Raw genomic sequence first — 20257 nt, forward strand, 5'->3', positions numbered from 1 at the left:
GCGCGTCTGCACGGACCTTCCGCACCGGCTCCGGCGTCGAGACCGCGATCTCCCCACTCACGACGGCACCCCGTAGCCCCAGGCCGCTGCCTGCTCGCGTTCGGCTCGGTCCCGCTCGGCTCTCCGCTGCTCGAACGCGGTCGCCCGCTCCATCTGCTCGCTGGCGATGCGCTCGGCGTACTGAGGGGTGCCCGGACGCATGGGCGCGGCGATGTAACCGAACGGCTCGTCGGTGCCGGGGTGGTCGGCGGGTGCCACCTCGGCGTAGAGCCGGAACGACGGGTCCGGGCCGTGTCCCATCGGAAGGTCGCGCCCGATGAGGACGTTCCATCCCGCCGCGCGCTGCTCCTCGTAGAACGTCTTCGAGAGACGTCCACTCAACCCACCTCGGCTGACCCACTGCTCCGAGCACAGGCCGCAGAGTGGCGCAGCTGACCCGTCGGCCCACTTGTGGCCCTCATTCATCCAGCCGGTCGCGAGCCGGGTCGAGCACCAGGCGCACGGACCGGACTCGCACGGGTGCGGGGTCAGCCCGGCGTCGGCACGGAGGGCCGGGAGCGACTGGACCACCTTGCGCAACTTGCGCTTGTCGACGTGACCCCAGGCCCGTCGGGGCTCGGTGTGCGGCTGGGCGTCGGGGAGGTCGCGGTAGTTCGGCACCGCGACCTGGCTGGCGATCAATCCGGCGTCGGAGAACCCGATCTCGAACCCCAACAACTCCGTGACCGCAGCCCGCACACGGCTCTGGAGCGTGGTGCCTGACCGGCAGGCGCGGTGGGTCCGCCAGGGCTGGGAGTAGGGCGCGGAGGTCCCGCACGGCCCACCGCAACGCGAGCACGGCGTGAACGTCTCCACGTCGGCGGCGTCACCCGCCCAGGCGCGGCCCTCCGTCGCCGCCATGACCTCGGCACGCGACATGGGCCGGTAGGGCTTGCCGGTGCCGGGGTCGATCGGTGGCGTGGCCGGAGCGAGAGTGATCCGCGAGTCCCGGCGCTTGCGCCGGTTGGCCTCGCGGCCCTCACGGATCTCACGTGCCCGGATGGTCTCCCCCTTGGGCTTCCGGTTTGGTCGCGGCACGGTCGTCTCCTTCTGTGGGTCGGCCCGGCCCTGATGGGTGACGGGCAGGTGTTCGTGAGGGACGGGGATCGGTCCAAAGTGCTTCGGGGTATCGGGGCGGAAGTCCACTAGTCCACGTTGCTCTCGTGGCACTGCTCGTGGGCGCGGGCGACGACGGTCACGGTCTTCATTTCGTAGATGAGGGCCACCTCTTCCTCGGGGGCGACGTGGCCGTGGCAGTAGAGGCACCGCCGCTCGTCGGGGTATCGCTCAGCCAGGCACCCGCCGCAGATCACTGCCGGGTCGGGTGCGAGCACGAACCACGGCGCGGTCGGGTCCTTGCGGAGCGACTGGCAGCCGATCAGCCGTGGCCGGGACCACCAGCCCGCGAGGGTCGCCGCCAACCGAGGATTGGGAGGTGCGGGGCTGATCCCGAGCGCGTCAGCGAGCGCCCACGTCACGGAAGTCACGATGTGCTCCTCTTGGCCAGGTATGGACAGGTCGGGTCGTGCATCACGGTGAGCACCAACACGCCGGGCGCTTCCTCGTGGAGCACCTGCTCGGCGTGGCAGTCCTCGCACCCACCAGGGATGGGGTCGGCGTCGAGGCGGCGTCGGTTGCTCACTGCTCCCCCGCTCCGGACACCTCGGCGTCCGTTGCTGAGACGTGTCCGGTCTGTCCGGTCTGTCCAACCAGCTCCGGACACTTCGGACACTTCGGACAGCCACACGGGACGGACACTTGGGTGTCCGGAATGCTCTTCGAGATGTAGGCACCGCGCTCGTGTGGCTGTCCGACCTGACCGTTGTCCCGCAGGCGGCGCAGGTAGCGCCCTGCGGTGTCGGTCTCGATCTCCAGAGCCGTGGCAACCTCGGATGCCACGACCCCGTCGTGTGCGTTCACGTAGGCGAGCACGTTGGTCATGGCCGCGCCGAGCCCGGCTCGTCCTGCCTCCCTGCTCTCCGTGTGCCACGCGGCGATGTGGTCACGAACTGTTGAGCCCGTGGTGCCGACCACCTTGAGCCGGGCGGTCTTGCCGGGGTCGTTGCTGCTCGCCGTCCTGACCTGCACGACGTCCACCTCGTAGGCGACGGCGAACTTTGCCTCGGCGTGGTTGCCCTTCTCCGTGCCGACCAGCAGCGTCCCCTCCGGGGACCGGGCCGCGTAGAGGGTCTGCCGGGCCTTCTGTCGCAGCGCGCCGGTCGCGCCGTACTTGTCGCGGACGTTGCCGGTGTCCATCCGGTTCGTGTGCGCCACCAGCAGCACGCACACGTCGAATCGTTCGGCGGTGGCGGACCACGGCTTGAGTGCTCGCCGTGCGTCCTGCGGGGAGCGGACGTTGAGGTTGTCGGGCACCGTGTCGAGCCAGGCGTCCACTACGACCAGGCCCACTCTCCGCCCCTCCTCGCGCAGGGTCTCAACGGCGGCCTCGACCTCGGGGCTGTTGGAGTTGATCGTGATCGTCGCCGCCGTGGACTTGTCCTCGGAGAGGACGTGCACGCGGTCTCGGTCAGCACCGGCAAGGGTGAGGCGGTCGTTCAGTTCCCCGGCTCCGTCCTCGGTGGCGATCACCAGCACGTCGACCGGTTCGCCCCCGGCGTAACCGATGGTCGGGGAGGCCCGCCCGGTGGTGAGGTGCGACACGACCCACACCCACCACAGGCTCTTGCCGATGCCCTCGTCGCCCACAAGGACTGCGACAGCGGAGGCCGGGAGGTTGCCAACGGCGAGCCACTTGGTCGGCGTCGTCGTCATCTCCGAGAGACGGCGGAACTTCACCACCGACCGGGTCTCGGATTCGATCGCGGTCTCGTCGGTCGAGGTGACGTCCTCGACCAGTTCGTCGTCGCCCATCTTGAGTGTCACGACCCGGACCGCCCGCCGATGATCGCGATCTCTGCCGCCGCTCGACAGGCCCTCGCCCGCTCCGACAGTCGGAGGTCCTGCGCTGCGATCTCTTCGACCGACGACAGCCCCGTGAAGTCTTCCGGTCGCGACTGCGCCGCCTCCAACTGGTCGGCCCGCCGCCGCCAGTAGACCGCCGTGCCCTCGTTGATGGCGTCCTGAATGATCCGCACCACAAACCGGTCCACCTGGTCGAGGAGGCTCGCCACGGCGCTCACTGGTCGCCCTCGTCACCGAGGAGCCGCAGGAGTGCAGGAACCGGAACCAGGATCTTGCGACCGATCCGGATCGTTGGAATCTCGCCCGCCGATGCAGCGGCGTAGGTCGCTGAGCGACCAAGCCCGAGGGCACGCCCGGTGTCCGGCCAAAGCACTCGGGTGGGCGGACCGTTGCGGAAGTCGGCCCACGAGGGGCGGACGGCGCGGGACTTGGTGACGGTGGGCTTGGTCGCGCTCATCATTCGACGCCCTTCCTCCGGTTCGTCCCGGCTGGAGATGTTCTGTCCCATGCAGTGTCGCGTTCGTGGTGTGGCGTGCGCTAGGTTGGCAACGCGCCATATGAGAACGGTCGCACACACAGGAGATTGGAGAGGCGATGCCACCAAGGTTCAGGGGTTCACTCAACGAGCCCGACGACCACCCGGGTCTCGGATGGCTCGGCGTGACCGACTTGCCTGGATGGGAGGGGTTTCGCATCTCGGTCCGGGCAGCCGTAGTCGACGGGCAACCCCGAATGATCGGACTCCGCCTCGACCCCGTCGACGGACCCACACAGACCCCGATCACCAGCGCGAGACTCCGGGGGTTCCCGGCGACAGAGTTGGCGACCCTCGCGCTCGCCCGAGGACACCTGGACACACGGCCCGGAGTGCAGCAAGCGATCGCAGCAGCGGCACGCCGAACCCCATCCACAATCGACAGCCGCGCGGTGACCAGCGTCGAGCAAGTCGCCGAGATCTACCGACTCGCCCGCGAGGCCGGGCGACCGCCACGGGCTGAAGTCTGCGACCGCCTCAACATCAGCACACGCACCGCCGACCGCTACATCAAGCGGGGCCGCGAGCGCGGCCTGCTCGATTAGGAATCGACCCCACCGCCACCCGGGCGGCTGGACACACAACCGCAACATCACGCGAGAGGAGACAGAAGATGCCGAGAGTCAGTCAACCGAGAGAGGGCGAGCCGATCCGGCTCGTGAGCACCGACAGCGGCCCCCGCTACCGGGCCGTGCTCGACGTCGCACCACCCGGAGCCAAACGGCGGCAGATCACCCGAACGTTCCGGACGCTCGGAGAGGCCCGGGACTTCGTAACCCAGATCCGCGCCGGGATCTCCACCGGCACCTACGTGCCGCCGTCAGCTGAGACCGTGGCGCAGTTGTCCGCTCGGTGGGTCGAGTCCCGCCGCGATGTCCGAGAGGTCACCCGCGTGGGCTACCGGGGCCAGTTGGCACCGGCACTCCGCCACCTCGGAGACCGCCGCGTGCAGGACCTCACCGTCACCGACGTCGAGGACCTGATCGGCTGGCTCGGACAAGAGGGAGGAGCCCGTGGTCAGGGCCTCGGGCCGCGCTCCGTACGTGCCGCGCTGGTGGCGTTGGCTCAGGTGCTCGACCTGGCGATGCGGGAGGGCACGATCTCAACGAACGTCGTCCGGCTCGCCCGGAAGCCTCGGGTTCGCACGGTCGTCGGCACCGACCTGGAGCACTGGCAGCCCGCCGACTTGGTCCGGTTCGTCAGCGAGGCCGACCACGACCCGCTGGCAGCACCGTGGCGGCTCACTGCCTGCGGTCTGACCCGCGCCGACGTGCTCGGGTTGCGGTGGTCTGATGTGGACCTGGAGAACGGGATCGTCACCGTCTCCCAGGGCCGCGTGGCGGTCGACCGGACGACGGTCACCGATGACCCCAAGAGCGCCTCACGACGCCGCTCCGTGCCCGTTGAGGTGATCTGGCCGGGGACGGTCACTCTGCTCCGCTCGTTGAGCGCGCGGCAGGCTCGTGACCGTCTCGCGGCGGGCTCCGCGTGGTCGGACACCGGCCTCGTGGTCGTTGACGCTCTCGGCACCCCGCTCCGCCCCGAGGTCTACTCCGACCGGTTCCGACGGCTGTGCAAGTCCAAGGGCCTGCCGGAGATCACGCTCCACTCGGTGCGGCACTCGCTGGCGTTCTGGCTGCACTCGCTCGGGGTGACCCCAGCGGACGCTGCTGCCCTGCTCGGGCACACCGTGGACGTCCACCTCGCGACGTACCTGCCGCACTCCGGATCCTCCGGGATCCTCTCGGCGGCGACGGCTCTCGGACGGGCGGCAGCAGCGGAGTAGTGCCCGCTGCTCGTGCACGGTGTGAGAGATCTGTGAGAGGCAACGAAGTGAGGCCCCGCCGGGTAGTGCTCCGGCGGGGCCTCACAGCCGCTCTGACCTGCGGAAACTCCGCTGGTCGTTCGGTCGGGCTGACAGGATTTGAACCTGCGACCCCTTGACCCCCAGTCAAGTGCGCTACCAAGCTGCGCCACAGCCCGAAAGCTTCGTCCGGGATCGCCGTCCGAAGCGGGGGGAACACTACCGCAGGGGCCTGCGGCAGCCCGAATCCGGTCCCCTTGGCGCGGCGACTAGCCCGTTGGAACTAGCCCCGTTGGTCGATCGCTCGGACCTGCTCCGATCGGCCCACGGCGGGGGCGTCGCCGCCGTACGTTTCCCGAGGGGAGACAGGGGACGACATGCGCGCGCGAGTGGGTGGGGCGGTCGGCTGGCGGGCCGGCTTCTTCGCGGCGTACCTGCTCGCCGGTGTCATCGGCAGGGCCAGCGTCGTCGACAGCGACCGGCTGGCGCTCGTGTGGCCCGCAGCGGGCCTCGCCGTCGTCTGGCTCGTGACCCGACCCACCCGCAAGGAGTGGTGGTACGACGTCCCGCTCCTCGCGATCCTCGGCGCGGCCGTCATCGCGATCGTCGGCCTCTCCCCGATGGAGGTCGCGATCCTCGGCGGCGCCAACCTGGTCGCCGTGCTCGCCACGGTGGCGGCGCTCCACGAGTGGTGTCCCGGGACGGGGCGGACCGGCAGGCCCCCCACCTGCTCCCCCGCCGCGATGTTCGGGTTCCTCCTCGCCGCGCTCGCCGGCGCGACGGCCGGGGTCGGTGCCGGCGCGATCGGTCTCTGGGCGGCCGGTCGCGACGTCCCGCTCGACGGCCTCGCGGTCTGGTGGGGGCGCGACGTCTGCGGGATGCTCGCCGTCGGCAGCACCGCCCTGCTCATCGTCGACCGGATCCGACGTGGCCGCGCACCGGAGACCGCCACCGGCGGGCGGATCGAGCTGGCGCTCCTCTTCACGGCGACCGCGCTCCTGGTCCTCTGTGACTACCTCACCCTGCTGCCCGTCACGTTCCTGATGCCCGCCGTCGCGGTCTGGGCCGGAAGCCGCTTCACGCCGCTGGCCGTGGCCGCCCACGCCCTCGCCGGAGGCATGGGCGTGCTCTGGCTGACGTCGCAGCAGCACGGCCCGTTCAGCGACATCGGCGGCACTCGGACCGGCATCCTGCTCGCCCAGCTCTTCATCGCGATGACCCTCGTCATCGGCCTCTTCCTCGCCGCCGCCAAGGAGGCGCGGACCGAGCTCCAGGCACACCTGCTCGCCCAGGAACGGGAGCAGAGCCAGGAGCTGCTCACGTTCGCCCGGCGGGCCGCCCACGACCTTCGCAACCCGCTCTCGGTCGTGGAGTCCTGGACCACCGAGCTGTCCGAGACCCTCGCCGCCGGACCGATCCCAGCCCCGACCGGCGCCAGCACCATGCTCGCCGGCATCGAGCGGGCCACCGCCCGGATGCGGGCCCTCGTCGACGACCTCCTCGCCGACGCCGCCGCGCGCGACCGCGCCCCCACCCATGCGGTCGTGGACCTGCCGGCGCTGGTCGCCGACGTGGCCATGGAGTACGACGCGGTCGGGCTCATCCGCACCTTCGGCGTGCGCTCCGTCACCGGCGACCCGGTCCTGCTCCGACAGCTGTTCGACAACCTGGTCGCCAACGCGCTCAAGTACATCCGCCCGGGCCAGCTCCCGGAGATCACCGTGTCGTCCCACCACGACGGCGACCGGGTGGTGATCCGGGTGACCGACAACGGCATCGGCATCCCGGACGGTGCCCACGAGTGGATCTTCGAGCCGTTCCGCCGCGCGCACGACGAGGGCTATCCGGGCACCGGGCTCGGCCTGAGCACCTGCCGTCGGATCGTCGAGCGCCACGGTGGCAGCATGCGCGCCCTCACCCGGTCCGACGGACCCGGTTCGGTCTTCGAGCTCGACCTCCCGCCGGCACGCGCCCCCCTTCCCGCCGCAGCCGTCCCCCTGGCCGCCGCGGACCCCGCCGACCCCCCGGCGGCCGACCGCCTGACCACCGCCTGACCAGCTGCTGACCCCCTGCCTGACCCGCCCGACCACCCCTGGAGCACACGATGACCGATCACAGCGAGACCGAGACTGCACGGCTCCGCGCCGAGCTGGAGTCCACGCGACAGGAGCTCGAGGACCTCCGAGCCCGGGTCGCCAACGCCCAGCAGCTGGCCAACATGGGCGACTACGACTGGCACATCAAGAGCGACACCAACTCGTGGTCCGACCAGCTCTACCGGATCTACGGCTTCGAGCCGCAGGCCTTCAACGCCTCCTACGAGCGGTTCCTGTCGATGGTGCACCCCGACGACCGCGACGCGGTGGTGGCGATGCACAAGCAGGTCTACGAGACCGGCGGCAGCTGGAACATCATCGAGCGCATCGTGCGCCCCGACGGAGACGTCCGCCACCTCGCGACCAATGGTGCCGTGGTCACCGACGAGGACGGTACGCCGATCCGGATGCGCGGCACCTGCGTCGACATCACCGACCGGGTCCGGGCCGAGGCGGCCAGCGAGGAGCTCGCCGCCAGCCTCCGCGAGTGGCAGGTCCGCCGCCGGCACGCCTTCGAGATCAACGACAACGTCGTGCAGGGCATCGGCGCAGCCGTGCTCTCGCTCCAGCTCGGCGACCTGGAGGCCGTGGCGTCGTACCTGGACCGGACGATGCGCGCGGCCCGCGGGATGATGGGCGACCTGCTGCTCGACCGGGCCGACGACTCCCCCGAGGCGGGCAGCATGGTCCGGTCGACGCCGGCGACGGTGCCGGCCAGCGGGACGAACGCGGAGCACGAGAAGATCAAGGTGCTGCTCGCCGACGACTACCACGACCTCCGGGAGCTGATGCGTTTCCAGCTCGAGCGGGCGGGCTTCAACGTCGTCGGCGAGGCGACCGACGGCCAGGAGGCGGTCACCATGGCCGGTGAGCTGAACCCTGACGTCATCGTCCTCGACCTGGCGATGCCCAAGCTCGACGGCCTCCAGGCACTGCCGACCCTGCGGGAGCGTTCCCCCGAGGCCCAGGTCATCGTCGTGTCCGGCTTCGCCACGGGCCTGATGGCCGACCGGGTGCTCGCCGCCGGCGCGGCCCGCTTCGTCGAGAAGGGTGTCGGCATGGACGTGGTCGGCCTCGTCGAAGCGGTCATGTCGGAGCGCGCCAGCTGACCGCGATCGCCCGGTTCGGTCGTCCTGAGGGATGAAATCACCGCGGTTGGACGTGCATCGCTGACGAGGGCGCGCTTCACTTCCTGCCATGACGCGCGTCCTCGCCCTGGTCCTGCTGTCCTTCCTCCTCGCTGCGTGCGGTGACGACGGGGGCGACCAGGGGGACGGCGGCGCGGACAAGGACGACGACGCGTCGGCCGAGTCGACCCTGACGCCGGACCAGACGGCCGTGCAGGACGCGCTGGTCGCGAGCTTCTTCGACCCCAGCTGCGCGCTGCTCACCGACGACTACCTCCTGGAGAAGGCGTTCGCCGCCGACACCGTCGAGGAGGCGTGCGAGGAGCACATGTCGTTCTGGTCCCAGCCCCAGTACGACGAGGACGACGTGCTCGTCTCCGACATCGTGGTCGAAGGTGACGTCGCCACCGCCGTGGTCGGTTCTGCCTACGTCAACATCGAGACGACCTACGAGCTCCAACGGGTCGACGGCGCCTGGCTGGTGAGCTGCGAGGACTTCTCCTGCGACCGGCTCGACGCGCCGGACGACGACACGCCCTCAGCGGAAGTCTCGTGACGACTGCCGGGCCTGGAGCGCCGCTCCCGAGCCCGGCACCAGCACGTCGAGCGGCTGGACGCGGTCGGCCACCAGGTTGACCACGCCCTCGCTGCGCTCCAGCTTGCCGCGGATGATGACCGCGACCCGGTTGCGGGCCGCCTGGCGGTGGGCGCGCATCACCCCGACCGAGCAGATAACGTTGAGCATCCCGGTCTCGTCCTCCAGGTTGAGGAAGGTGATGCCCATCGCCGTCCCCGGTCGCTGACGGTGGGTGATGAGCCCGGCCACGGTGACCCGCCGGTCCGCCTCGGTCCGCCACAGCTCCTCGATCGGCAGGATCCCCGCAGCGTCGAGGTCGGCGCGCAGGTGCTCGACCGGGTGCCGCTCCGGCGAGATCTTGGTCGCCCACAGGTCGGCGAGGGTGAGCTCCTCCTCGCTCATCCCCGGCAGCGTCGGCGGGGGTGGCGCGGGCGTCGTGCCCGGCAGCTGGGCGTCGGACTCGGCGTAGCCCGACATCCACAGTGCCTGCCGACGGTCGAGGCCGAACCCGTCGAACGCGCCGGCCGTGGCGAGCGCCTCGAGCTGCCCGGAGGTCAGGCCGGCGCGGCGGGACAGGTCGGTGATGTCGGCGTACGGCGCCTGCTCGCGCTCGGCCACGATCCGCGCGGCGACCTCGGAACCGATGCTCCGGACGGAGTCGAGCCCGAGCCGGACCGCCAGCCCGGCGTCGTACCGCAGGGTGGTGGGGGCGCCAGCGCTGCCCACACTGCCGGTGCCGTCGGGCTCACGGGGCTCCATCCCTGCCTGGGCCCCGGAGAGCGCGATGTCGGGCCGGAGCACGGTGACCCCGTGCCTGCGGGCATCGGCCACCAGCGACTGCGGGGAGTAGAAGCCCATCGGCTGGTTGCGCAGCAGCCCGGCGAGGAACACGGCGGGGTAGTGCAGCTTGAACCACGACGACGCATAGACGAGCAGCGCGAAGCTGAGCGCGTGGGACTCGGCGAAGCCGAAGTTGGCGAAGGACAGGATCTTCACGTAGATCCCGTCGGCCTGGTCACCCGTGATGCCCTTGCGCGCCATCCCGGCATAGAGCTTGGCCTTGACCTTCTCGATCCGCTCGACGCCGCGCTTGGAGCCCATCGCCCGGCGCAGCAGGTCGGCGTCGTCGCGGGTGCAGTCGCCGAGTGCGACCGCCATCGCCATCAGCTGCTCCTGGAAGAGCGGGACGCCGAGGGTGCGCCCGAGGACCGGCTCGAGGGACGGGTGGTCGAACACGACCGGCTCCTTGCCGGTCGCTCGCCGGATGTAGGGATGGACCGCACCGCCCTGGATCGGTCCGGGACGGATGAGCGCGATCTCGATCGCCAGGTCGTAGAAGCTGCGGGGCTTGAGGCGCGGCAGGGTGCCGATCTGGGCGCGGCTCTCGACCTGGAAGACCCCGATCGAGTCGGCCCGGCCGAGCATGTCGTAGACCTCGGGCTCCTCCTTGGGGATGGTCTCGAGGGCCCACTGCGTGTCGAGGTGCTCGGCGATGAGCCGGATCATGTGGTCGAGGGCGCCGAGCATGCCGAGCCCGAGCAGGTCGAACTTCACCAGGCCCATCGACTCGCAGCCGTCCTTGTCCCACTGCAGGACGGTGCGGCCGGGCATCCGCGCCCGCTCGATCGGGCAGACCTCGCCGATGGGACGCTCGGTGAGGACCATGCCGCCGGAGTGGATGCCGAGGTGGCGCGGCGCAGAGAGCAGCTCCTCGGCGAGGCCGACCACCGGCGCCGGGATCGTCGACCCACCCTCGGTCGCTGCCTCCACCGCGCTCGACCAGCCGTCGACCGACTTCGACCAGGCGTCCTGCTGCCCGGAGGAGTAGCCGAGCGCCTTGGCGGCATCACGCACCGCCATCCGCGGGCGATAGCTGACGATGTTGCACACCTGCGCGGCGTTGCGCCGGCCGTAGGTGTCGTAGACCCACTGGATGACCTCCTCACGGCGGTCGGAGTCGAAGTCGACGTCGATGTCCGGCTCCTCCTCGCGGTGCTCGGAGATGAACCGCTCGAACGGGAGCCGGTAGAAGACCGAGTCGATCGCGGTGATCCCGAGCGCGAAGCAGACCGCCGAGCTCGCCGCCGACCCCCGCCCCTGGCAGAGGATCCCCTGACGGCGGGCGAACGCCACGATGTCGTGGACGATCACGAAGTAGCCGGCGAAGTCCTTGCGCAGGATGACCTCGAGCTCGGCCTCGACGCGGTCGCGCGCCTCGCGAGCGTGCGGGAGCCGGGCATAGCGCTGCTCGAAGCCGCGCTCCACGAGCGTGCGCAGCCACGACCCGGGCGTCTCCCCCTCGGGGATGCCCTGCTTGGGCAGCCGCGGGGAGGCCTTGTGCAGGTCGAAGGCGAGCTCCTGGGCGAGGACGACGCTCCGGCTCACCGCACTGTCGTAGCGGCCGTAGATCCGCTCCATCTCCGCCCCGCTGCGCAGGTGGGCCGACCCGGACAGGTCGAGCCAGCCGTCGAGCTCGGCGATGCTGCGCCGGGCCCGGATGGCTGCCATCGCCGCGCCCAGACGCTGCTTCGCCGGTACGGCGTAGTGGACGTTGCCGGTGGCGACGACCGGCAGCGTCTTGGCCCGGGCGAGGGCCGCGAGCCGGTCGTTGACCTCGTCGTCGCCTGGCTTGCCGTGCCCCGACAGCTCGACGACGACGTTGTCGCGGCCGAAGCGGGCGACCAGCTCGTCGACCGCCTCCGGGGTGCGCCAGCCCTTGCGGCAGCCGGTGAGGACCAGCCAGTGGTCGCGTCCGAGCTCGCTCAGCTCGTCGAGGTCGTAGGCCGGCCGCCCCTTCTCGTCCCCGCGCAGGTGCGCCTCGGTCATCGCGGCCGCCAGCCGGTGATAGCCCTCGACTCCGCGGGCCAGCACCAACAGGTGGCGGCCCTCGGGGTCGGGGACGCCGTTCTGCGGTCCGCGCAGACCGAGGGAGAGCTCGGCGCCGTAGATGCTCGGGACGCCGTAGGCGGAGCTGGCCTCGGCGAAGAGCGGTGCCCCCGCGAAGTTGTCGTGGTCGGTGATCGCGAGACCGGTGAGCCCGAGCCTGGCCGCCTCGGTGACCAGGTCGACCGGTGAGCTGGCGCCGTCGAGGAAGCTGAAGTGGCTGTGGCAGTGGAGCTCGGCATAGGGCGTCACCGTCTCCGGTCGGACGACCTCCGCGAGGTCGTGCACGTCGATCGTGGGCCGCTTGCGGCGCGACACGGGAGCGTCCTCGACGCCCGGCGTACGTCCCGACAGCCGCCGCTCGATCTCCCGCCACGGGACCGGCGGGTTGTTCCAGCCCATGCCTGAGTCTATCGAACACTTGTTCGAGCAGGAAGTGGACTCGATGAATGAACTGCGCCGGACGGGATACCTCGTGGGGGCCGCAGGGGCCCACCCGAGGAGGAACCGTGACCGAGCAGGACCAGCCGCACCGGCCCGAGCCCACCGCTGAGCCGCCGGCGCCTCCGCCCGGCGGCGCCCACGCCGTCCCCGGAGTCGGCGGGGAGGGTCCCTACACCCGGGTTCCCCACGACCTCGACCCCTCGAAGAACCCGGCCACCGACGACGCGCTCCCCGCGGGGACCGTCGAGGGCGAGGACACCGGGACAGAGGCGACGAAGGGCGAGGGCGAGGCCTCGGAGGCTGAGAGCGAGCCGGCCTGAGCGCTCAGGCGCGCGAGGCGATCTCCTCGAAGACCGACGGATCGGCGTCCCACTCGGTGCCGGGCCGCGGCCAGTGGATCGCGATGTCGGTGATGCCGAGCTCGCCGTAGCGTCCGGCCAGGTCGTCGAAGGCGTCGACCGAGGCGAGCCACGGCTCAGCGGTGAAGCCCGTGAGCAGCAGCTTGGGCATCGTCGCGGCGTCACGCCCGACAGCCGCACAGGCCTCCGCGAGGCCGTCGAGCCGCCGTCGGGTGTCGTCGTACGGCGCCTCCTCGCCGGGGTTGGCGATCCAGCCCTGTCCGAACCGCGCGGCCAGCCGCAGGCCGCGGGGGCCGTTGCCCGCGATCCAGAACGGCGGGGGCTGCTGCACCAGGCCGGGCGCGATCGAGACGGCCCGCGCCGACCAGTGCTCCCCCGCCATCGACGCCGGCGCGCGGGTCAGCAGGGCGTCGAGCTGGGTCACCCACTCCTCGAAACGATCGGCACGCTCGCGCGGCGTCCAGTCACGGTCGAGGACGTCGCCGTCGGAGGTGGGCGAGTCGCCACCGGCGCCGATCCCGAGGGTCAGCCGGCCGGCCGAGATCCGGTCGATCGTGCGCGCCGCCGACGCGGTCGGGACCGGCGTCCGGAAGTTGGCGGTGGTGACCAAGGTGCCCAGCCGGATCCGCTGGGTGACGGTCGCGGCGGCGGCGAGGCTCGCGTAGGCGTCGTCCCACGGCGTGTGTCCGCGCCAGGCGAGGTGGTCGTAGAGCCAGCCCCCGACGAAGCCGAGCTCCTCCGCCCGCTTCCAGGTCTCGGCCATGACCGGCCAGTCGTGGATCGGCCAGAGGACGACGTGGAGGTTCACGCCGCCATTGTGCAGGCCGCTCCGTGCTGACCGCTCCCCCGACGCCCCGGGCTAGTGCGGCGGCTCGGCCTTGGGCGCCTGCGGCTTGCGCGGCACGCCGGGGACCTGGCGCACGGTGTCGACGATCCGACCGGCGGCCTTGCTGGCCGTGGCCATGACCGGAGCGACACCCCCGCCGATCCGCGCACGCGCCTCGGTGCTCACCGAGTCGAGGACCTGGAGGAGGGCCTGGGAGTAGTCCTTGCTGCTCGACATCAGCTGGGAGAGCAGGCCGTCGGCCTCGGCGCGACTGAGGGTGCCGCGGGAGACGAGGTCGTCGACGATCTCCTGGACCCGGGTCCGCTGGATCGTCAGGCTGTGCTCGAGCGCGCCCTGGAGCGCCCGGAGGTTCTTGGTGAGCGGGTCCATGGTTCGCACGCTAGACCCGGAACACCCGTCCGTCGAGAGCCCCCGACAGGTGCCGAGGTGGCGCCGGGGACTCAGTCGTAGGCGGCCTCGACGGCCCAGCCAGTGGCCCGCCAGACGAGGAGCCAGGCCCGGCCGTCGACGCCCACGACCTGGAACCGGGCGGACCTGCCGGGCAGAGGATCCGAACCCGCCCCGGGGTCTGTCAGCCACCAGGCGTCGTCGACGGGCCACGGGCCGGCCCAGGACGACACCGGAGTCCATCGGCGCACGGCTCCGCCCAGCGGGTCGGGGGCGGCGGCGACGAGGAACCGCCACGGCTCGCCGGTCACCACGCCACGCTCGGTCACCGCGACCGTCCGCCCGCCCTCGTCGACGACGTCGGCGGGGAGCGGCGTGGCGAAGACCCGCGCCGGTGCCGGACCGGGGATCCGGCCGGGCCACGGCCGGTCGAGCGGCCGCAGACCCACCGGCCGCTCTCCCCACGGGATGCTCGCCTGCCGGTCGGCGATGCCGCGCCCCCCTTGGAGGACCGGAGTTCGGACCGCGTCGAAACCGATCATCGCCTGGACCCGCGCCACCCCGCGGGTCACCTGCTCGTCGGCTCCGCCGCCCCACAGCCCGTCCGCGTGGTCGGCGGCCGACTCGACGGTGTCGGGCAGGAACCGGACCCGTTCGATCGGCGCGGACACCTCGCCGGAGTCGCGGCGGCTGCGCAGCCCCGACCCGGCCGTCCCCGCCTGGAGCTGCCAGTGGACCCGGTCGACGAGGTCGCGCGAGGTGAAGCACCGCGGGTGCAGCCAGGTCCGCGCCGAGGTGACGACACCGTCGGACTCCGCCTCGATCCGTACGCCGACGGCGACCAGCTGACGGTCGGCCAGGCTGCGGACGAACCGCTCCGCGGTGGTGCGGACGCTGAAGCAGACCGCCTCGGCGTTCTCCAGTGGCGGCTCGAAGGCGACCTCGCACGCCAGCTCGGGCGGAGGTGTCCGCGACCCCAGTGCCGTGGGCGCCGCACCCTGGGTCCGCGACCACACGCTCCGCCCGAAGGCCCCGAACCGGTTGGTGACCTCCGCCGCCGAGAGCCCGGCGAAGTCGCCGAGGGTCCGCAGTCCCAGTCGGCGCAGCAGGTCCGCCAGCTCACGGCCCTCCTCCCCCGCGTCGACGAGGTCGGCCAGCACCCGCACCGGCAGGTCGCGCAGGAAGGTCGCGGACGTGCCGCTCGGCACCACCACGCAGTCCTGGACGAGCGCCTGGCGCGCGGCCTGCTCGGCGGTGAAGAGGTCGTCGGCGACCCCCATCCGGCAGTCCCACACCCCGGCCTCGACGAGGTGCTGGGCGACCAGCGCCGCGGCATGAGCCTCGCCGCCGAAGTAGCGACCGGGCGCCGGGACGGCCATCAGGCCGGGACGGATCGGCGCGACGCCGGGGCGTAGCTCCTCGACCGTGGCCAGCACCGGCTCGAAGTAGCGCGCGTCCCGGTCCGGGTTGGCGGGCAGCAGCACGAGCTCGGGACAGCGTGACTGCGCGTCGCGCCGACGCTGGCCACGACGGACGCCCTCGGCACGGGCGGCCTCGTTGCAGACCTCCACCACGTTGTTGCTGAGGACCGCTGCCGGCTGGTCGTGGGTGGGCACCTGCGCGGCGCCCGTCTCTGCCTGCTCGAACAACCCGGCGACGACCGACCAGTCGGGGCACCAGGCGACGAGCACCCTCATGGGAACGCGACGTCGTGCGCAGACAGGCGGCCGCCGCGTCGTACGGCGACCCGCACCTCACGTCGGTCGAGCCGGCCGCGGCCACGGTCCGGGCCGGTCCAGGCCGTCTGCTCGGCGCTGAGGCTCGCCTCCACCCGCGGCCAGTCCCCCCACACGACGAGGACGGAGGAGCGGGCACGGAGCCGTGCGTCGAGGACCGAGGCTGACTTCGGGTCGACCTGAGTGGTCGGCTTGAGGACCACGACCTTGAGCACGTCGACGAGCGCAGCCGCGACCTCGAGCCAGAGGTCACCCGGCTCAGGCACCAGGACGGTCCGGCGCAGGTCGATGCCCCACTGGCTGGCAGCCTCGGCGCCGAAGTCCCCCCAGCCGGCGAACCCGACCCACTCACCCGCCCGCGACGCCCCTGCGGCCAGGGCGAGGGCGAGGCTCGCGGAGTCGACGGCATAGCTGGTGCCGGTGCGCAGCTGCACCAGCCCGTCGATCGCGGGGTGCACCGGCACCGTCAGCCGGGTCGGGCCGCCCTGGAGCGACTCGATGCGCCGCTGCAACTGCTCGACGACCTGGGCACTCATCCCTCCATGTTCGAACATTTGTTCGAACAATGCAAGGTCGGTTCCCTCCCGGCAGCACCGGACCGTCAGGAACGGACGGTCAGCGCTTGCGCTTCTCGCGTGGCCGCACCTGGAGCTCGATCGGCGTACCGACGAAGCCGAACTCCTCGCGCAGACGGCGCTCGATGTAGCGCTCGTAGCCCGCGTCCAGCTTGCCGGACGTGAAGAGGACGAACGTCGGCGGAGCGGAGCTCGCCTGGGTGCCGAAGAGCACCTTCGGCTGCTTGCCGCTGCGGACCGGGTGCGGGTGCTCGGCCACCAGGCGTCCCAGGAACGCGTTGAGCGCACCCGTGCCGACGCGCGTCTCCCACCCCTCGATCGCCTTGTCGAGCGCCGGGACCAGCCGGTCGATGTGCCACCCGGTCCGAGCGGTGATGTTGATCCGCGGCGCCCACTGCACCTGGACCAGGTCGCGCTCGATCTCGCGGTCGAGGTAGTAGCGGCGCTCGTCGTCGACGAGGTCCCACTTGTTGAACGCGATGACCAGCGCACGACCGGACTCGCGCACCGCCTGGAGGATCCGCATGTCCTGCTCGGCGATCGACTCCTGGCCGTCCAGGACCAGGACACAGACCTCCGCACGCTCGATGGCGGTGGAGGTACGCAGCCAGGCGTAGTACTCGTGCCCCGATGCCTCCTTGACCCGCTTGCGGATGCCCGCGGTGTCCACGAACCGCCACTGCCGGCCACCGAGCTCGACCAGCTCGTCGACGGGGTCCACGGTGGTGCCGGCGACGTTGTCGACGACGACCCGCTCCTCCCCCGCGAGCTTGTTGAGCAGCGAGGACTTGCCGACGTTGGGCCGGCCGACGATCGCGATCCGGCGCGGACCGCCGTACGCCCTCTCCGTCACCGGCGGCGGCTCCGGGAGGATCGCGAGGATCCGGTCGAGCAGGTCACCGGAGCCGCGGCCGTGCAGCGCGGAGACGGCGAACGGCTCGCCGAGCCCGAGGTTCCACAGCCCGTAGGCCTCGGCCTCGGCGCGCTCGTCGTCGACCTTGTTGGCCGCGAGCACGACCGGCTTGCCGGACCGCCGCAGGATCTTCACGACCTCCTCGTCGGCGTCGGTGATACCGACCGTCGCGTCGACGACGAAGAGGGTCGCGTCGGCCAGCGTCACCGCGATCTCGGCCTGCGCCGCGATCCGCTCGGCCAGTCCTCGGGCGTCGGGGTCCCAGCCACCGGTGTCGACCACCGTGAAGGCCCGGCCGTTCCACTCCGCGTCGTAGGAGACGCGGTCGCGGGTCACGCCGGGGATGTCCTCGACGACGGCCTCGCGGCGGCCGAGGATCCGGTTGACGAGGGTGGACTTGCCCACGTTGGGGCGACCGACGACGGCGAGCACCGGCACCGGACCGACAGCGACGTCGACCTCGCCCGGTGCGCCGGCCTCGTCCGTGGGGTCGTGCTCAGTCATGGGTCTCTCCTGGAGGTAGGGGTCCGGGCAGGGCGCGGCCGGTCTCGGCCAGCGCCTCCTTCAGCCCGGTCAGCATGTGCTGGTGGAGATCGTCGGAGATCGCCGCCAGGCTGCTCCGGTCGCGTGGCCAGGGCGTCGGGGCGATCGTCACCGGTGATCCGACAACGATGTCGATGCGGGCCTTCCGCGGTGGCAGCGAATTCGTGTGGCCACCGGGCTCGCGGCTCCCGATGAAGGTCATCGGTACGACGGTCGCCCCGGCCACCGTGGCGAGGTAGGCGGCGCCACGCTGGAACCGGTCGAGCTCACCGTCGCCGCGAGTGCCCTCGGGGAAGACGCCCACCGCGCCGCCCTCGCGCAGCACGTGGAGGCTGAGCCGGACCGCGTGGGTATCGGCGACGCCACGGTCGAGCGGGATCTGCCCCGCCGTCCGCAGGAACGACCCGAACGCCCCCTTGAACATCTCGATCTTGGTGAGGGCGTGGACGGGTCGCGGCGCGAAGATCGCCATCAGCGGGCCGTCGATGAGGCCGACGTGGTTGCCGGCGACGACGACCGCGCCCTGCGCGGGGAAGCGCTCAGCGTGGTGCACGACCACGTCGTACCGTCGCCGGATGATCCACCGGGCGAGCGGACGCGCTGAGCGGAGCAGCCAGCGGCGCGGGTGCGGGACGACGTCACTGCGCGGCCGCTCGAGGTGAGCGGACGCACGCGTCATGGCGCGACGTCCGCCGGCGCGGTCGCGAGGCCGACGACGACGTCGACGACCTCGTCGAGGCTCAGGTGGGTCGAGTCGACGTGGACCGCGCCGTCGGGCATCACCAGCGGTGCGACCGTGCGCGCGGAGTCGATCCGGTCGCGGTTGAGCAGCGACTCCTGGGTAGCGGCGACGTCGTGGGTGCCTGCCTCGGCGGCACGGCGCCGCGCCCGCGCTGCGGGGTCAGCGGTCAGGTAGATCTTGAGTCCCGCGTCGGGCCACACGACCGAGCCGATGTCACGGCCCTCGACGACGATGCCGCCCTCGCCGATGGTGGCGCGCTGGAGGTCGACGAGGCGGGCCCGGACCGCGGGCACCGTGCTCACCGGCGACACCGCGGCGTTGACCGCCTCGGAGCGGATCTCGACGGAGACGTCGACGCCGTCGAGCGTGATCGTCGGGCGGAGCGGGTCGGTCCCTGACTCGAGCAGCGGCTCGTGGGCCCGCGCGGCGACCTCGTCGACGTCATAGATGTTGACGTCGTGCTGCAACATCCACCAGGCGACGGCGCGGTACATCGCGCCGGTGTCGAGATAACGCAGCCCGAGCCGCTCGGCGACCAGCCGGCAGGTGCTCGACTTGCCGGAGCCGGACGTCCCGTCGACGGCTACGACCAAGGAGCCCAGGGTGGAGCTCAGTTCACCTGCATTCACAGGCCACCATCCTACCGGTGAGTCACCCATCCCTTGGATTCCAGAGCGGACATCAGGCCCTCCGCCTTGGCCTCGGCGACGTCGAGCTCGACCAGCCCCACCGCGCGACCGGGATCGTGGTCGATCCGGACGTCCTCGATGTTGACGCCGCTCTCGCCGACGTCGGCGAACAGCCGGGCCAGCTCCCCCGGGTGGTCGGGGACGGCCACGTTGACGGCGGCGACGACCTGGACCGGCCCGCCGTGCTTGCCCGGGATCGCCCGGGTCCCGGCCAAGCCGTGGGCGAGCAGGGACTCCAACCCGCCACGGTCGCCGGCACTGACGGCCTCGAGGGCCAGGTCGAGCCGGTCGCGCACCTCGCGCAGCAGGCCGGCGACCGCCTGGCTGTTGCCGCTGATGATCTGGCTGTAGAGCGCCGGGTCTCCCCCGGCGACCCGGGTGACGTCGCGAACGCCCTGCCCGGTGAGCGCGAGGTGCTCCGGCGCGGCACCGGCGAGGGTGCCGGCCACCAGCGAGGACATCAGGTGCGGGACGTGGGACGTGCGCGCGACGGCCCGGTCGTGCTCGTCGGGCGTCAGCATCACCGCGACGGCGCCGCACGCCTCGACGAGCGCAGCCACCCGTCGTACGGCGTTCGCGGCCGCACGGTCGTGCCGGCAGATCGCCCAGGGCCGGCCGCTGAACAGGTCGGCGGACGCGGCCAGCGGACCGGACCGCTCGCTGCCCGCCATCGGGTGGCTCCCGACGTACCGCGCGACGGCCGGGTGGCCGGACAACGCCGCCAGCGGCGCTGCCTTCACACTGCCGACGTCGGTCACGACGGTGTCCTCACCCCCTGCCTCCAGCGAGGCGTCGAGGGCTGCGGCGATCGCCGCACCGAGGTGGTCGGGCGGGACCGCGACGACGACCAGCGACGGCACGTCCGCCGGGACCTTGGCCCGACCCGCTCCGAGCGCCGTCGCCGTCAGCACGTGCTCGGCCGAGGTGTCGGTGAGCACCACGTCGACGCCCGCGCGACGGCAGGCCAGCGCGATCGACGTGCCGATCAGGCCGGCACCGACGACCTCGACCGGACCGGAGAGGAGATCAGACACGCCGG

General features: G+C 71.9%; 21 protein-coding genes and 1 tRNA gene. 6 read left to right on the top strand and 16 right to left on the bottom strand.

Annotated elements, in window-relative coordinates; translation table 11 throughout:
• Positions 1 to 57 precede the first annotated feature (57 nt).
• The 6 genes from H0487_RS04095 to H0487_RS04120 form a co-directional block, all read right to left on the bottom strand.
• Positions 58 to 1077 (bottom strand): hypothetical protein, encoded by a 1020-nt coding sequence (locus H0487_RS04095; protein WP_183092957.1) that lies wholly within the window; start codon positions 1075 to 1077, stop codon positions 58 to 60.
• A 107-nt stretch (positions 1078 to 1184) separates the two neighbouring features.
• Positions 1185 to 1526, bottom strand: coding sequence for a hypothetical protein (locus H0487_RS04100; RefSeq protein ID WP_183092958.1), 342 nt, complete (start codon positions 1524 to 1526; stop codon positions 1185 to 1187).
• On the bottom strand, positions 1523 to 1681 hold the full coding sequence (locus tag H0487_RS04105) for a hypothetical protein (RefSeq protein ID WP_183092959.1): 159 nt from the start codon (positions 1679 to 1681) through the stop codon (positions 1523 to 1525). The genes H0487_RS04100 and H0487_RS04105 overlap by 4 nt, the downstream gene beginning before the upstream one ends.
• A complete protein-coding gene (locus tag H0487_RS04110; RefSeq protein ID WP_183092960.1) occupies positions 1678 to 2910 on the bottom strand; it encodes an AAA family ATPase in 1233 nt (410 codons plus the stop codon). Before H0487_RS04110 ends, H0487_RS04105 begins: the two co-directional genes overlap by 4 nt.
• A gap of 8 nt (positions 2911 to 2918) precedes the next feature.
• Positions 2919 to 3179 carry a hypothetical protein gene (locus tag H0487_RS04115; protein ID WP_183092961.1) on the bottom strand — a complete coding sequence of 87 codons (261 nt, stop codon included), beginning with the start codon at positions 3177 to 3179 and terminating at the stop codon, positions 2919 to 2921.
• Positions 3176 to 3418, bottom strand: a complete 243-nt coding sequence (locus tag H0487_RS04120; RefSeq protein ID WP_220793063.1) for a helix-turn-helix domain-containing protein — start codon at positions 3416 to 3418, stop codon at positions 3176 to 3178. Before H0487_RS04120 ends, H0487_RS04115 begins: the two co-directional genes overlap by 4 nt.
• A gap of 470 nt (positions 3419 to 3888) precedes the next feature.
• On the opposite strand from H0487_RS04120, the gene H0487_RS04125 reads away from it, so the two are divergent.
• Both H0487_RS04125 and H0487_RS24175 read left to right on the top strand, forming a co-directional pair.
• Positions 3889 to 4041: a hypothetical protein gene (locus H0487_RS04125; RefSeq protein WP_183092962.1), complete on the top strand. Its 153-nt coding sequence runs from the start codon at positions 3889 to 3891 to the stop codon at positions 4039 to 4041.
• Between the two features lie 113 nt (positions 4042 to 4154).
• Complete coding sequence (locus H0487_RS24175; protein ID WP_183092963.1) at positions 4155 to 5282, top strand: site-specific integrase; 1128 nt, start codon at positions 4155 to 4157, stop codon at positions 5280 to 5282.
• A 123-nt stretch (positions 5283 to 5405) separates the two neighbouring features.
• On the opposite strand, the gene H0487_RS04135 is transcribed toward H0487_RS24175, so the two are convergent.
• Positions 5406 to 5479, bottom strand: a tRNA-Pro gene (locus tag H0487_RS04135).
• A 198-nt stretch (positions 5480 to 5677) separates the two neighbouring features.
• Between H0487_RS04135 and H0487_RS04140 the strand changes: the two genes are divergently transcribed.
• The 3 genes from H0487_RS04140 (at position 5678) to H0487_RS04150 (ending at position 9079) form a co-directional block, all read left to right on the top strand.
• Complete coding sequence (locus H0487_RS04140) at positions 5678 to 7354, top strand: sensor histidine kinase (protein WP_183092964.1); 1677 nt, start codon at positions 5678 to 5680, stop codon at positions 7352 to 7354.
• 50 nt (positions 7355 to 7404) lie between these two features.
• A complete protein-coding gene (locus H0487_RS04145) occupies positions 7405 to 8505 on the top strand; it encodes a response regulator (RefSeq protein WP_183092965.1) in 1101 nt (366 codons plus the stop codon).
• Positions 8506 to 8593: 88 nt separating this feature from the next.
• Positions 8594 to 9079 carry a hypothetical protein gene (locus H0487_RS04150; RefSeq protein WP_183092966.1) on the top strand — a complete coding sequence of 162 codons (486 nt, stop codon included), beginning with the start codon at positions 8594 to 8596 and terminating at the stop codon, positions 9077 to 9079.
• On the opposite strand, the gene H0487_RS04155 is transcribed toward H0487_RS04150, so the two are convergent.
• Positions 9062 to 12385, bottom strand: a complete 3324-nt coding sequence (locus H0487_RS04155; protein WP_183092967.1) for an error-prone DNA polymerase — start codon at positions 12383 to 12385, stop codon at positions 9062 to 9064. The genes H0487_RS04150 and H0487_RS04155 overlap by 18 nt on opposite strands.
• A gap of 107 nt (positions 12386 to 12492) precedes the next feature.
• On the opposite strand from H0487_RS04155, the gene H0487_RS04160 reads away from it, so the two are divergent.
• Complete coding sequence (locus H0487_RS04160) at positions 12493 to 12747, top strand: hypothetical protein (RefSeq protein ID WP_183092968.1); 255 nt, start codon at positions 12493 to 12495, stop codon at positions 12745 to 12747.
• A gap of 4 nt (positions 12748 to 12751) precedes the next feature.
• Here H0487_RS04160 and H0487_RS04165 read toward each other — a convergent pair whose 3' ends face one another.
• The 8 genes from H0487_RS04165 to H0487_RS04200 all read right to left on the bottom strand — a co-directional run bounded on the left by H0487_RS04165 (position 12752) and on the right by H0487_RS04200 (position 20252).
• Complete coding sequence (locus H0487_RS04165) at positions 12752 to 13594, bottom strand: LLM class flavin-dependent oxidoreductase (protein ID WP_312855812.1); 843 nt, start codon at positions 13592 to 13594, stop codon at positions 12752 to 12754.
• Positions 13595 to 13645: 51 nt separating this feature from the next.
• The gene (locus H0487_RS04170; RefSeq protein WP_183092969.1) at positions 13646 to 14002 is read right to left on the bottom strand and encodes a hypothetical protein; all 357 of its coding nucleotides are present in this window, start codon (positions 14000 to 14002) and stop codon (positions 13646 to 13648) included.
• A 71-nt stretch (positions 14003 to 14073) separates the two neighbouring features.
• Positions 14074 to 15717 (bottom strand): DNA polymerase Y family protein, encoded by a 1644-nt coding sequence (locus H0487_RS04175; protein ID WP_183092970.1) that lies wholly within the window; start codon positions 15715 to 15717, stop codon positions 14074 to 14076.
• A complete protein-coding gene (gene imuA', locus H0487_RS04180) occupies positions 15714 to 16292 on the bottom strand; it encodes a DnaE2-dependent mutagenesis accessory factor ImuA' (RefSeq protein ID WP_183092971.1) in 579 nt (192 codons plus the stop codon). The genes H0487_RS04175 and imuA' overlap by 4 nt, the downstream gene beginning before the upstream one ends.
• Before the next feature lie 79 nt (positions 16293 to 16371).
• The gene (gene der / locus H0487_RS04185) at positions 16372 to 17748 is read right to left on the bottom strand and encodes a ribosome biogenesis GTPase Der (protein ID WP_183092972.1); all 1377 of its coding nucleotides are present in this window, start codon (positions 17746 to 17748) and stop codon (positions 16372 to 16374) included.
• Positions 17741 to 18466 carry a lysophospholipid acyltransferase family protein gene (locus H0487_RS04190; RefSeq protein WP_183092973.1) on the bottom strand — a complete coding sequence of 242 codons (726 nt, stop codon included), beginning with the start codon at positions 18464 to 18466 and terminating at the stop codon, positions 17741 to 17743. The genes der and H0487_RS04190 overlap by 8 nt, the downstream gene beginning before the upstream one ends.
• A complete protein-coding gene (gene cmk, locus H0487_RS04195) occupies positions 18463 to 19122 on the bottom strand; it encodes a (d)CMP kinase (RefSeq protein WP_246382951.1) in 660 nt (219 codons plus the stop codon). The genes H0487_RS04190 and cmk overlap by 4 nt, the downstream gene beginning before the upstream one ends.
• Positions 19123 to 19169: 47 nt before the next feature.
• Positions 19170 to 20252, bottom strand: a complete 1083-nt coding sequence (locus tag H0487_RS04200; protein ID WP_183092975.1) for a prephenate dehydrogenase — start codon at positions 20250 to 20252, stop codon at positions 19170 to 19172.
• Between the last annotated feature and the right edge of the window lie 5 nt (positions 20253 to 20257).

Origin of the sequence: Nocardioides stalactiti (genome assembly GCF_014180715.1) — a bacterium.
Lineage (GTDB): Bacteria > Actinomycetota > Actinomycetes > Propionibacteriales > Nocardioidaceae > Nocardioides > Nocardioides stalactiti.

Coding starts and splice junctions, on each gene's coding strand:
- imuA' (WP_183092971.1), bottom strand. CDS start 16,292: ATGAGTGCCCAGGTCGTCGAGCAGTTGCAGCGGCGCATCGAGTCGCTC.
- H0487_RS04150 (WP_183092966.1), top strand. CDS start 8,594: ATGACGCGCGTCCTCGCCCTGGTCCTGCTGTCCTTCCTCCTCGCTGCG.
- H0487_RS04170 (WP_183092969.1), bottom strand. CDS start 14,002: ATGGACCCGCTCACCAAGAACCTCCGGGCGCTCCAGGGCGCGCTCGAG.
- H0487_RS04175 (WP_183092970.1), bottom strand. CDS start 15,717: ATGAGGGTGCTCGTCGCCTGGTGCCCCGACTGGTCGGTCGTCGCCGGG.
- H0487_RS04155 (WP_183092967.1), bottom strand. CDS start 12,385: ATGGGCTGGAACAACCCGCCGGTCCCGTGGCGGGAGATCGAGCGGCGG.
- H0487_RS04140 (WP_183092964.1), top strand. CDS start 5,678: ATGCGCGCGCGAGTGGGTGGGGCGGTCGGCTGGCGGGCCGGCTTCTTC.
- H0487_RS04120 (WP_220793063.1), bottom strand. CDS start 3,418: ATGAGCGCGACCAAGCCCACCGTCACCAAGTCCCGCGCCGTCCGCCCC.
- H0487_RS04145 (WP_183092965.1), top strand. CDS start 7,405: ATGACCGATCACAGCGAGACCGAGACTGCACGGCTCCGCGCCGAGCTG.
- H0487_RS04190 (WP_183092973.1), bottom strand. CDS start 18,466: ATGACGCGTGCGTCCGCTCACCTCGAGCGGCCGCGCAGTGACGTCGTC.
- der (WP_183092972.1), bottom strand. CDS start 17,748: ATGACTGAGCACGACCCCACGGACGAGGCCGGCGCACCGGGCGAGGTC.
- H0487_RS04110 (WP_183092960.1), bottom strand. CDS start 2,910: ATGGGCGACGACGAACTGGTCGAGGACGTCACCTCGACCGACGAGACC.